Origin of the sequence: Nocardia sp. NPDC060220 (genome assembly GCF_042727815.1) — a bacterium.
Taxonomy (GTDB): domain Bacteria; phylum Actinomycetota; class Actinomycetes; order Mycobacteriales; family Mycobacteriaceae; genus Nocardia.
The window spans coordinates 1-12,397 of sequence record NZ_JBHWZY010000103.1; the positions used below are offsets into that span (position 1 = coordinate 1).

Here is a 12,397-nt window from a genome sequence, read left to right on the forward strand (position 1 = left end):
GTGTTGCCGGGCCCGAATTCGCGATCCGGCACGCCGACCACCGCGACATCGGTGACCTGCGGCAGGTGCGCCAGCGCCTCCTCCACCGGGCGCGGGAAGACGTTCTCACCGCCCGAGATGATCATCTCGTCGTCGCGGCCCGCCACGAACAGCCTGCCCTCGGCATCGAGGTAGCCGAGGTCGCCGGTGTCCATCATGCCGTCGGATTCCTCGGGCGGGGAATCGCTGACATAACCGTCGAACAGCATGTGATTGCCGACGAAGATCCGCCCCACCACGCCGACCGGCACCGCCTTGTGCTCGGCATCGAGGATGGCGATCTTGGTGCCCAGCGGCGGACGTCCGGCCGTCGTCGGTGCGGCGCGCAGGTCGTCGGGCCCGGCCACGCTGGCCCAGGAGACCTCCGTGGACCCGTAGAGGTTGTAGAGGACGTCGCCGTAGTCGTCGAGGAACCGGTCGACGGTGACCGCCGCGAGCGGCGCGCCACAGCTGATCACATGCCGCAGGCTGCTCAGGTCGTACCGCTGTCGTACCTGCTCGGGCAGGTCGACGAGGCGTTGCACCATCGTGGGCACCGCGATGAGCGTGTGCACCCCGTGTTCGGCGACGCGGCGCAGGCATTCCTCGGCGTCGAAGCCCTGGGTCAGCACCACTGTGGCTCGCACCGCGGTGCTCAATTGCAGCGCGGAGAGCCCCCAGGTGTGGAACAGCGGCGCCGGGATCATCATGGTGCTGCCGGCGTGGATCGGAATCAGCGACAGCAGCGCGACCAACGTGTCGAAACCCTTCGGGTGCGGGCGCCGCGCTCCCTTCGGGGTGCCGCTGGTGCCCGAGGTGAGCACGATCTGACGTCCGGGCACCGTCGGGACGGGGAACTTCGTGTGGCGGACCGCGATGAGGTCTTCGATCGTGATCCGGGTCGGGTCGGCGGGCGCGTCGTCGGTGAAGAAGCGCGGCAGATCGGTGTGCAGGTACTGGACCAGATGCGCCAGATCGGTGTCGACGAACAACGCCGACAGCCGGTGCCGCTGCACGATGTCCTCGATCCGCCGCCCCGACAGTCCCGAGTTCAGCAGCGCGACGTCGACCCCGAGCTTGCCCGCCGCGACCATCGATTCGACCATGCCGCAATGATTTCCGGCCAGTAGCCCCACCGCGTCGCCCGCACGCAGCCCGACCTCGTACATCGCACCCGCCAACGCGGTGGTCCGCTTGTCGGTTTCGGCGAAGGTGGCGGTGCTGGTGTCGTCGACGAGCGCGACCTGGTCCGGGCTGTGCGCGGCGCCTGCGGCGTAGCCGCCCGCCAGATTGAATCCCCACCGGTACAGCGAGCGCAGCTGCCTGGCCGACGTCAGCGGCGGCGACACCTGGCCCGACTGCACCCACCAGCGCACGATTTCGGACTTGCGCCGGATCGGTGCCCGGTTGCCATTGGCCACCACCGAGGTCCGTGCGCCACCCACGACGTCGGCCGCCCGGCGCAGCCCGTCCTTGACCCACCCGATGATCACCGAGTTCGTCACCCCCGCGAGCGTCGGGTGCAGCCGCGGCGCCGCGAAGACGGTCACGCTCACCCGGGTGCGCTGCTCGTCGCCGGTGAGCCGGACCAGGGCGAAACTGCCCGATTCGGGGTTGTGCAGTTCGAAACTCTCGTACCAGCGACCGATGGTCAGTGCCAGCCCCGTTCGCCGCACGCCCGCGGCCCGGTCCCCGATTCTGACCTCCCACACGGTGCTCCCGTCCGGCTGGAGCAGCCGATCGCACCCCCCGATCCCGGCCCACAGCCGCGGATAACTCTGCGGTTCGAGCAACACATCCCACAGAGCCCGGCGTGGGATGGAGAACTCCACGGACACATCGACGACATCACTGGGCATTGCTGCGCGCTTTCCTCAGCCCGGCCACATTGCCGGGTAGTGCCTGCTCGCCTCGGCCCCCGTGCCGTGACGGTGCCCGTCGTCAGGCACTGCACCAGAAGTCATCATCAGCCTGCCTGCCCGTGGGCAAACGAAATATCTACGGATTCTGGTCACCGAACGAACCGGATCACCCAGCAGCTGTGAGAGGTGCCAACGTGATGCCGCACGCACCAGTCGAGGTGTTCGCGGGAAGGACGGCACAATGGAGGACGATGAAACAGTGGCAGCGCGACCCCAGCTCCGATGACGGCCCGCTCGGCGACGGAGGCCACGTCGGCATCGATGACCTGCGGATCCTCAGGGAGCAGTTCGTCGACTTCATGCTCGGCTACAAGTTCGCGATCGACGAGGTGACGACCAAGATCAACATCTTGCGGGAGGACTTCAACAACACCCACGAGTACAACCCGATCGAACATGTGGGGTCGCGGCTCAAGTCGCCCGAGAGTGTTCTCGAGAAGGTCCGTCGCAAGAACTACGCGATGAATCTGGCGGCGATCCGCGAGAACGTGCTCGATATCGCCGGGGTCAGGGTGGTGTGCAGCTTCATCTCCGATATCGGCACGATCCGGGACATGCTGGCCGGTCAGGAAGACATCACGGTCCTCGAGGAGCGCGACTACATCACCCACCGCAAGCCGAACGGCTACCAGAGCATGCACCTGATCGTGTCGATCCCGGTGTTCCGCTCCGACCGCACCGAGCTGATTCCGGTCGAGATCCAGATCCGCACGATCGCGATGGACTTCTGGGCCAGCCTCGAGCACAAGATCTACTACAAGTACCGCGGCGAGGTCCCGCCGAACCTGCGCACCGACCTGGCCCAGGCCGCCGAGGTCGCCACCCAGCTCGACGAGAAGATGGAAGCGCTCCACCGCCAGGTCGACCGCAGCGCACCCCCGAAGACGAAGCCGACCACGGACTCCCTCGACCTCAGCGTGCTGTACAACAGCCTCACCGGTGGCCACCCCGTCTACCTGCGCCCCACCGATCCGCCGACCTGACGCCACCGGCTTCGATATCGACCTCACAACCACTGCGACCGCGCCGCATTTCTGGCGTCCACCCCCTGGCGATTCCGCTACTGTCCGAGCAGATCCTCGAACACGGCGCGAAAGGAACCCGGTGGCGCTCTCCCGTCGACAGTTGATCGCCGCGGCCGCGGCCGGTGGCACAGCGGCCGCGCTGGGTGTGCCCGTGAGCCGCGCCGAGGAGCCGGTGCTCGGCACGAGCGAGTTCCAGTCGCTGGCCGCGCGCGGCTACAACCGACGCTTCGTGGCTCGACCCGCGAAGATCTTCGTGCCTTCCAGCGCCGAGGAGGTTCGTCGCGCGGTGGCCGGGGCGGTGGCCGAGGGCTCGCCGATCGCGGCGCGCTCAGGCGGACATTGCTTCGATGATTTCGTCGACAACGACCGGACCCGTTCGATCATCGACCTCGGCCGGCTGAACGCGGTGTTCTGGGACGAGCGGCACCGCGCGTTCTCCGTCGACGCCGGCGCCGACATCGGCACCGTCTACAACGCCCTGCACCGCTGGGGCGTCACCGTGCCGGGTGGGATCTGTCTCGGCGTCGGGATGGGCGGTCACGTCTGCGGTGGTGGCTATGGCCCGCTGTCGCGACGCTTCGGACTCGTGGCCGATCACCTGGCCGGGGTGGAAGTCGTCACCGTCGATGCCGACGGCACGGCGGACATCGTGGTCGCGACCGGCGATGGCCCAGACCGCGATCTGTGGTGGGCGCATACCGGTGGCGGCGGCGGCAATTTCGGTGTGGTGACCCGGTATCTGCTCCGGTCGCCCGAATCAGACGGCGCGGACCCGGCACACGCGCTACCGAAGCCGCCGGGCAGCATGCTCAACGCGCGACTGATCCTGCCGATCACGACCGAGGATTCGTTCGTCCGGTTACTCACCAACTATCTCGGGTTCTTCGAACGCCACAGCGCCCCCGGCAATGACTTCGCCGGTCTCTACGCGCCGCTGATGATCCGGACGACCGGCACCGGCGCGGCCGAGATGCTGATCCTGCTCGATGCCGGAACACCGCACGCGCGAACCCGTTTCGACGAATTCGTCGCCACGGTGAGCGACGGCGTGTTCCCGCCGCCCATTCTCACCCCGCTCGCCCAGTTGTCCTACGCCGACACTGTGAACCAGGTGTATTACGCGAAGGGCGTGAACACCACGCGCGTCAAGGTCAAAGCCGCCTATCTGCGCACGGCGTACTCCCCCGATCAACTCCGAATCTTCTACCGCTCCATCACCGATCTCCGTTTCCTCGGTGAGTCCCAGCTCGAATTCCTGCCGTTCGGCGGCGCGATCAATGCCGTCGCCGGCGACACGACGGCGATGCCGGCCCGGGATTCGTTCATGAAGATGCTGATCCACGCATCGTGGCGACTGCCGTCGGATGACGACCGGTATGTGCGCTGGGCGCGCGAGATGTATCGCGACGTCCACGCCGAAACCGGTGGTGTTCCGGTGCCGAACAAGGCCTACGGCGGCAGTTACATCAACTACCCGGACCCGGATCTGGCCGATGCCGAATGGAACACCTCCGGTCTGCCGTGGCACGCCTTCTATTACGGCGACAACTATCGGCGACTGCTCCGAGTCAAGGCGGCCGCGGATCCGGGAAACATTTTCCGGCACCGACTGTCGATCGGTCGACCGGACTGGTGACGGTGGTCAGGTGAGGGCGAGCACCCGGCACGGTCCGCCTGTGCCGCCCGCGTGGTTCGGTGCGCCGACGACAATCGTCGCGCCCGTCGCCGGGACCGTGGCGAGATTGGCGAGCATCTCCACCCCGTAGCGCCCCGCGCCGAGAAAGGCTGTGTGCGCACCGTATTCGGGATCGGCACCGCAATCCAGGCTGAGCGTGTCGACTCCGGCGCCGACGATTCCGCAGTGCGCGACGAGGTATCGCGCGGCCTCGGCGGAGAATCCCGGCGCGTGTGGTGTGCCGCGCTCGTCGAGATTGAGGAAGGTCGACGGTCGGTCGAGGCGATGTTCCCAGCCGGAATACATCGCGACGAAGGCCCGCTCGGGGATGTCACCGTGCCGTGATCGCCAGCTGTCGATATCGGCGATGGTCACCACCGCGTCGACGTCGACGGCGGCTTTGGCACTGATATCGAGGACGACGAGCGGCGCGACGAGGTCGTCGACAGCGAGGACATCGGTGGTCGTGGCGCCGGGGATCCGATGCGCGGGCGCGTCGAGATGGGTTCCCGTGTGCTCCCAGTACCTGAGCGCGAACTGCCCGAACCCACCCGCCTCGTGCCAGGCCACCGGGACCATGGCCATCGGCGGATTACCCGGCCACACCGGCAGTTGCGGCGTGAGCGTGTGGGTGAGGTCGACGACGCCGGAGCGCGGCGCGGCGACGGCAGGGGCGGGCGCCACCGCGGCCAATGCGGTGAGGCCCGCGAGACCGAACACCGCCCGCCGACTCGGCTGCGGCGCACTCTCGTGGGCGAGACGAACGATCTCCGGCGAGCACATCGGACTCAAGATAGCCGAGCGAGCCCGGTACGGCCTCTGATCGGCGTCGATGGCAAGGCCGGGATTTCCGGTCGACCAGGTGGACCGCGTTCGCCGGGCTACCGGACGGCGCTGCGGTCGCCGTCGTGTCGTGGACTGTCCGTCGGCACGAGGGCTCGGTGCAGGCCGGTGGGACCGAGACCCCGCGACAGGCCGAGAATCATCGCGGCGCAACCGAGTCCGGAGAGGATGAGACCGGTGGCGAAGAGTGTGGGATATCCGGCCAGGTCGCCGATGAGACCCGCGGCCATCCCGGCTATGCCTTGGACGACGACGATCGCGCAGGCGAGCAGGGTGTAGTCGCTGCCCGCGTGCTCGGATTCGGACGCGTCCATCATGAGCGCGAAGACGGCGACGGTGGCGGCACCGCCGAAGATGTGTTCGGCCAGGCTTGCCGCGACCAGAAGTTCGAAGCCACCGAGGCCGAGGGACGCGACCAGATACAGCGCAATGCTCGCGGTCTGGGTGACACCGCCGATCAGCAGCGCCTGCCGACGGCCGTAGCGGTAGGCGAGCCAGCCGCCCATGGCCGCGCCCGCCAGCGCACCCGCCGAGGACAGGACGCCTTTGATCAGCGCGATCTCGCTGAGGCCGAGTCCGGCGTCGGACAGGAAGGGACCGGTGAGCGCCGCGGCCATCGAGTCACCGAATTTGAAGGCGCCGATCAACGCGATGAAGGCCAGCATGCCGGGGCGGCGCAATCGGGTCCACCAGGCGCCGAGCAACCGCGCGGGTTTCGGTGCCGGCAGCCGGTCCGCGACCCGCTCGCGCATCAGCCATACCGGCACCGTGGTGAGCACGATCAGCGCCGCCATGGCCAGGAACAGTGCCCGCCACCCGGCCAGTGCGAACAACCACAGCAGGGCGCCACCGCCGACGATCATCCCGATGCGATAGGCACCGACCTGGATCCCGTTGCCCAGCCCACGCTCTCGCGGCCCGAGTAATCGCACGGCCACACCGTCGGTCGCCACGTCCTGGGTCGCCGACAGCAGATTCACCACCACGATGCCCGCGAACAACCATCGCAGCGAGGACGACAGATCCAGGCAGGCCAGCACCAGCGCGACCGCGGCCGACAGCAGTTGCAACACCAGCAGCCAGGTGCGCCGGGTGCCGTAGCGATCGACGTAGGGCGCCCAGAGAAACTTCAGCGCCCACGGCAGGAACAGCACCCCCGAGGCACTGATCGCCACCAGCGAATAGCCCGATTCGCGCAACACCACCGGCAGCGCCTGGGTGAAGAAGCCGAACGGCAGCCCCTGCGCGAAGTACAGCGACGACAACAGAACCAGCGTGCCTGCCGTGATCACACCCGGTCGGGTGGTGGTGCTCATGGGCACATCGTCGCAGAGAGTTCACGCGGGCACAGTGCACAGGCTCTGCGTGATCCGATCTCAGCGGGTGGGCGGTGGGCTGCGAATGTGTTCGAAGACCAAGCTCGTCTCGGTCGAGGCGAATTCGCGGGTCGCGCTGAGCTCCTGGGTGACGAACTCGCGCAACGCGTCCGGTGAGGCCGCCGACACCTGGATCAAGAAGTCGACCGTCCCGGCGAGGAAGTACACGTTCACCACACCCGGCAGCGCGGCGAGCTTGGCGCTGAGTTCACCGATTCGCGCCCGCGCCGCCGGCTGGACCTGAACCGAGATCATCGCCTGCAGGGGCAGCCCCAGCGCCTCCGGGGCGATGTCGGTGTAGAAGCCGCGGATCGCACCGAGTTCGCGGAGCCTGCGCAGCCGCAGCGAACAGGTCGACGCGGCGATGCCCACCCGGGCCGCCAGGACGTTGTTGGGTACGCGCGCGTCCTCGGCGAGTTCGGCGAGCAGCTGACGGTCGATGTCGTCCAGGCTCGACGGCGACCCCGGAACGGCTGCACGGGGTGCGGTCGGGGTTGCTGTCGCGACGCCATCACCGCAGGATACTCAGCTCAGACGCCCAATTCCGCTGATCGTGCAGAGTTTATCGCTGATTGCTGTGCTTATCGCTGATGCTCGTGTCAGAACCCGAACATCCTCGAGGAGGAGCTTCCATGCGCATCGGTGTCCCCAAGGAAGTCAAGAACAACGAGTTTCGTGTGGCGATCACACCGATCGGCGTGCACGAACTGGTGTCGAACGGTCACCACGTGATCATCGAAGCCGGGGCCGGGGTGGGATCGTCGATTCCCGACTCCGAATACCTCGCGGCCGGAGCACAGATCCTCACCGCGGCCGACGACGTCTGGGCCGGGGCGGACCTGGTGTTGAAGGTCAAAGAGCCAGTCGCCCAGGAGTATCACCGCTTGCGCGCAGGACTCGCCCTGTTCACCTACCTGCATCTGGCCGCGGATCGGCCGTTGACCGAACAGCTACTGGCGCATCGGGTTACGGCCATCGCCTACGAGACCGTACAACTGCCGTCCGGGGCGCTGCCGTTGCTGTATCCGATGTCGGAGGTCGCGGGCTGTCTGGCGCCGCAGGTCGGCGCGCACGCGTTGATGAAGCCCTACGGTGGTCGCGGAGTGCTGCTCGGCGGTGTCGGCGGTGTCGACCAGGCCAAGGTTGTCATCATCGGGGCGGGCGTCGCGGGCCAGAACGCGGCCAACATCGCCTTGGGTATGGGCGCGGACGTGACCCTGCTCGACACCGATCTCGACAAGTTGCGGATGTCGTTCTGGCGCTACAACAACCGTGTGCGCGGCCTGGCGTCGTCGAAGCTGGCGATCGCCGAGCAGGTCCGCGCGGCGGACATGGTGATCGGCGCTGTGCTGATCCCCGGCGCCGCCGCCCCGAAGCTGGTGAGCAACGACCTCGTCGCGCAGATGAAGCCGGGTTCGGTGCTGGTCGATATCGCGGTCGATCAGGGCGGCTGCTTCGAAGACACCCACCCCACCACCCACGCCGAGCCGACCTATCCGGTCCACGAAACGACGTTCTATTGCGTGGCGAACATGCCGGGCTCGGTACCGCACACCTCGACCTACGCACTCACCAACGCCACCCTGCCCTATGTGGTGGCCTTGGCCGACAAGGGCTGGGAACGCGCCTGCGCCGAAGATCCCGGTCTCGCGCTGGGCCTGAACACCCATGCGGGCAACCTCACCAACGCCGCGGTCGCCGCGGCCCACGACCTAGGGGTCCACGCAGTAGTGTGAATCGTTCACCTGCGGGGACGGGTGGCCGGACGGACGAAAGAACTGACTTACCCATGCGCGACGAGCAACCGATCCTTTCTCCCGGCGAAACCTGCTGGCAGATCGCCGAGGCGGACCGGCTGGCATGCATCGTCGACGCGGCGGACTACTTCCGCCATGCCAAGTCGGCGATGTTGCAAGCCCGCAAGCGCATCGTGCTGATCGGCTGGGATTTCGACACCCGGATCAAATTCGAACCACACGGCAAGACCCTCGAAGGACCAGAGCGGCTGGGCAAATTCCTGTCCTGGCTGCCGCGGCATCGCCCGGGCCTCGAGATCTATCTGCTGAAGTGGAACATCGGCGCGTTCACCGCGATGAGCCGCGGGATGACACCGATCTTCGTCGTCAACTGGCTGACCGACCGTCGGCTGCACTTCGAAATGGACGCCGCGCACCCGATCGGGTCGGCGCATCATCAAAAGATCGTGGTGATCGATGACCGGCTCGCGTTCTGCGGCGGCATCGACATGACTGTCGATCGCTGGGACACCAGCGACCACCGCGACGACAACGGTTTCCGGACCGCGCCGAACGGCAACCGCTACGGTCCCTGGCACGACGCGACCACCGCCGTCGACGGGGATGCGGCGAAAGCCATCGGCGAGCTGGCTCGTGCCAGATGGAAAGCGGCCACCGGCCGGGAACTGGACCCGCTCGGCGAGATCGCCGGGGACACTCCGTGGCCGGAGGGCCTGGAACCGACGATGCGGTCGGTCGATGTCGGTATCGCGCGGACGCTGCCCGAACTCGCCGACCGCGCCGAAGTTCGCGAGATCGAGGCGCTGTATCTGGCGGCGATCGCGGGCGCCACCAGGTCGCTCTACATCGAAAGCCAGTACCTCGCCTCGCGCACGCTCGCAGAGGCGATCGCGACCCGCCTGCGCGAGCGCAACGGCCCGGAGGTCGTGCTGGTACTGCCCCGCAACGCCGACGGCTGGCTCGAGCAACAGGCCATGGATGGAGCCCGCCGCCGCCTGCTGCACCTGCTGTGGAAGGCCGACACCGAGAATCGGCTCGGCGTCTACTATCCCGTCACCGCCGCCGGTGCGCCCATCTATGTCCATGCCAAGGTGTTGGTGATGGACGACCGCCTGCTGCGGGTGGGATCGTCGAATCTCAACAACCGTTCGATGGGATTCGACACCGAATGCGATCTGGCCGTCGAGGTCACCCCTGCCACCGCAGACGGTGAGCAACTGCGCGAGACCATCCTCGGCATCCGGCGCACGCTGCTGTGCGAACATCTCGACGCCGAACCCGCGAAGTTCGATGCCACGCTCGCCGAGACATCCTCGCTGGTGCGCACCGTCGAGGCACTGCGCGGCGACGGCCGGACCCTGAAACGATTCGAGCCGGCGACCGTCGAGAACGAGGACAGTCCCCTGGCCGAGAACGACTTGATGGATCCCGAGCGAACCCCGACGCGACTGTGGGACAGCCTGTTTCCGGCCCGGGGTGTCCGCACCGACTGATTCGGGTTTCCTGATCGCTGCCTGCCCCCTCGACCGCCGTCAGCGATCGAGGGGATTCAGCGCGATGGCGATCGGCATTCCCGCCCACCACAGTGTCGCCGCTGTCGAGCGTGGGCGGACGCGCGCTTCGTGGCGCATCGCGGCGGCGAACTCGCTACTGAATCCGTCGCGTCCGTGGCGGGCGTGGATTTCGGCGATCTGACCGGGATCGAGGTGGTGGGCGCGCAGCCCGACGACGTCCAGGTGGGCGGCGTCGTGCAGCAACCTCGCTTCGGCGCCGTCTTCGCGCGGAGTACGCGGATCCATGTGCCGGGCGATGGCGGTATGGACGCACTGGCCCAGCTCGGGGGTAGCGCCCCGGTCGGTGACGAACGCGCGAGCCCGGTTGGCGCCGAGCAGGGCGAAACACCCCGTCGTCGCATCGCCGGGCGCACCCACTCCGACATCGTGCAGGACGCACGCGAGGTAGAGCGCCTCAGGATCGGGCGCGAGATCGTCCACTTGCGCCAAGGCCGTACCGAATTCCCAGCATCGCAGACTGTGCGCGAGCAGCGCCGGAGTGAGCACTTCCGTCGCCTGGTCCAGCGCGGAGCGACACAGCCGCGAATCCGGCGGTACCGGAACAGGCCACCCAGAAACGTCGCCGCCGCGACGCAGCCCGCGAACGAGATGGGGCAGGGCCATGGTCTGCGCGACCGATGCCGCACTCACAGTACGGATCTGCTGCCGTCGGCTGAGCTCGCCGTCACGCTTCATCGGGGCCGCCCACATGGGAAAGAAGATCGGCTCGGGCGATACCGAGCATGACATCCAGGGTCGATCGGTCGACCATCCGTCGCTGGAACAACGAGTAGGCACCGTTGCCCGCGGCCCACGAAACCAGCACCAGCGCACGGGCGTCGACATCGCATCCCCCGCGCCGCACTGCGGCGGCGAAGGATTCGACCAACCCGCCCAGCACACCGTCGATCTGCGTCTTGGCTTTCGCCGCCAGTTCGGATTCGCCGATATCGACGTCGGTCAGCGCCAGAATGCGCAGCGCGAGCGGGTTCTCCCGATGGAACGTGACGTAGCGGTCGAAGACGGCGGCCACTTCGTCGCGCGGGATCGGCTCGTCGCCGGTCGGTGCGGACATCGCCTCCGCATGGCGGGTCGCGATGCGCCACGCCAGCGCGGCGTACACATCGGCCTTGCCCGCACGGAAGTTGGCGTAGATCGAACTGACCGCGACGTCGGCCTCACCGGCGAGCATGTCGATGGTGGTGCCGCGGTAGCCCTCTCGCTGGAACAGGATCTGCGCGGCATCGAGAACGGCGGTGTGTGTCCGGCGTTTTCGTCGGTCTGTCGGGGGTTCCAACGTCATACGAAATACCGTAGTCTCATTCCGATATCGTAGTCAACTTCCGATAGGAGTCTCGATGATCACCTCCCCCCGCACCGGCAGCGAAGCAATGTCGCTGTTCCTGCCCCAATCCCCTTTCGTCCAGCACATGGGCATCGAGCTCATCGACATCGACGAAGGCCGGGCCCGCCTGCGCATGCCGTTCCGGGACGAACTCGTCACGGTCGGCGACATGGTTCACGGCGGCGCCCTCGCGAGCTGCATCGACATCGGCATCATGGCCGCGTCCTGGGCAGGCGCGCGCCTGCCCGAGCAGCTGCGCGGCGTCACCGTCTCGATGTCGATCGACTTCATCCAGCCCGCCCGCGCCGAAAGCATCGACATCATCGGCACCCGCCTGCGCGCGGGCCGCCGGCTCAGCACCTGCCGGGTCGACATCGTCGCCACCGATGACGGTCGGTTGATCGCGGCGGGCGGCGGCACTTACAAAGTGGGCTGAATCGCCGTCCAGTCGCGGATCGCGGCGACGAACTCCTCGGGTGCGTCGGATTCGACGTAGGTGCCCGCGCCCTCGACGATCACCGTCTTGTGGTCGGTGAACGTCGCTTCCAGACGCTCGCGCTCCTGCGCACGGAAGGCGATGTCGGCATCGCCCCACACGATCAGCGTCGGCAGCTGAGCGACGTCGCCGAGCCCGGCCTCGACCTCGGCGAAGAAGTCCCGGCTCGCGAGAACCCGGCCGGGAAGCACGGCGCAGGCTTGGCGCCGCTCAGGGGTGCCGAGCGCCTGACGGTAGTGCGTCATTTCGGCTGCGGTCGGCTTTCGCCGTCGATGGCCGGTGGGAATGAACCCGTTCACGAGGAGGTTGAGCCGCCGGACCAGGAAGCGGACCGCGGGGCCGCCGATGATGCGACCGAAGGCCTCGAAGTGGAGGACCCCGTTGACC

The 12,397-nt window shown here is 67.5% G+C and carries 11 protein-coding genes and 1 pseudogene; 5 read left to right on the forward strand and 7 right to left on the reverse strand.

Translation table 11 applies throughout. The features are described 5' to 3' along the window. Nucleotides 1–1,877, reverse strand: a 1,877-nt coding sequence (locus tag ACFWF3_RS08000; protein ID WP_379312971.1) for an AMP-binding protein, incomplete at its 3' end; no start/stop codon positions are given. 254 nt (nt 1,878–2,131) lie between these two features. Between ACFWF3_RS08000 and ACFWF3_RS08005 the strand changes: the two genes are divergently transcribed. Both ACFWF3_RS08005 and ACFWF3_RS08010 read left to right on the forward strand, forming a co-directional pair. Beyond that, entirely contained in the window at nt 2,132–2,923 is a 792-nt protein-coding gene (locus tag ACFWF3_RS08005) for a GTP pyrophosphokinase family protein (RefSeq protein ID WP_379312973.1), read from the forward strand. Nucleotides 2,924–3,044: 121 nt separating this feature from the next. Continuing rightward, nucleotides 3,045–4,601, forward strand: a complete 1,557-nt coding sequence (locus tag ACFWF3_RS08010) for an FAD-binding oxidoreductase (RefSeq protein ID WP_379312974.1) — start codon at nt 3,045–3,047, stop codon at nt 4,599–4,601. Between the two features lie 6 nt (nt 4,602–4,607). Here ACFWF3_RS08010 and ACFWF3_RS08015 read toward each other — a convergent pair whose 3' ends face one another. From ACFWF3_RS08015 to ACFWF3_RS08025, 3 genes are all read right to left on the reverse strand, one after another. Further along, nucleotides 4,608–5,423, reverse strand: coding sequence for a cyclase family protein (locus ACFWF3_RS08015; RefSeq protein WP_379312976.1), 816 nt, complete (start codon nt 5,421–5,423; stop codon nt 4,608–4,610). 98 nt (nt 5,424–5,521) lie between these two features. Further along, on the reverse strand, nt 5,522–6,799 hold the full coding sequence (locus tag ACFWF3_RS08020; RefSeq protein ID WP_379312977.1) for an MFS transporter: 1,278 nt from the start codon (nt 6,797–6,799) through the stop codon (nt 5,522–5,524). A gap of 60 nt (nt 6,800–6,859) precedes the next feature. Beyond that, the gene (locus ACFWF3_RS08025; RefSeq protein ID WP_379312984.1) at nt 6,860–7,309 is read right to left on the reverse strand and encodes an Lrp/AsnC family transcriptional regulator; all 450 of its coding nucleotides are present in this window, start codon (nt 7,307–7,309) and stop codon (nt 6,860–6,862) included. Between the two features lie 182 nt (nt 7,310–7,491). Between ACFWF3_RS08025 and ald the strand changes: the two genes are divergently transcribed. Further along, nucleotides 7,492–8,595, forward strand: coding sequence for an alanine dehydrogenase (gene ald / locus ACFWF3_RS08030; RefSeq protein ID WP_378989780.1), 1,104 nt, complete (start codon nt 7,492–7,494; stop codon nt 8,593–8,595). Nucleotides 8,596–8,648: 53 nt separating this feature from the next. Then, nucleotides 8,649–10,109, forward strand: a complete 1,461-nt coding sequence (locus tag ACFWF3_RS08035) for a phospholipase D-like domain-containing protein (RefSeq protein WP_379312979.1) — start codon at nt 8,649–8,651, stop codon at nt 10,107–10,109. A 39-nt stretch (nt 10,110–10,148) separates the two neighbouring features. Here ACFWF3_RS08035 and ACFWF3_RS08040 read toward each other — a convergent pair whose 3' ends face one another. Then, complete coding sequence (locus ACFWF3_RS08040; protein ID WP_379312981.1) at nt 10,149–10,865, reverse strand: HD domain-containing protein; 717 nt, start codon at nt 10,863–10,865, stop codon at nt 10,149–10,151. After that, nucleotides 10,855–11,472, reverse strand: coding sequence for a TetR/AcrR family transcriptional regulator (locus ACFWF3_RS08045; protein WP_379312982.1), 618 nt, complete (start codon nt 11,470–11,472; stop codon nt 10,855–10,857). The genes ACFWF3_RS08040 and ACFWF3_RS08045 overlap by 11 nt, the downstream gene beginning before the upstream one ends. A gap of 55 nt (nt 11,473–11,527) precedes the next feature. Between ACFWF3_RS08045 and ACFWF3_RS08050 the strand changes: the two genes are divergently transcribed. Beyond that, nucleotides 11,528–11,950 carry a PaaI family thioesterase gene (locus ACFWF3_RS08050; protein ID WP_379312983.1) on the forward strand — a complete coding sequence of 141 codons (423 nt, stop codon included), beginning with the start codon at nt 11,528–11,530 and terminating at the stop codon, nt 11,948–11,950. On the opposite strand, the pseudogene ACFWF3_RS08055 reads toward ACFWF3_RS08050, so the two are convergent. Next, nucleotides 11,935–12,397, reverse strand: a pseudogene (locus ACFWF3_RS08055) (alpha/beta hydrolase); the annotation flags it as partial. The gene ACFWF3_RS08050 and the pseudogene ACFWF3_RS08055 overlap by 16 nt on opposite strands.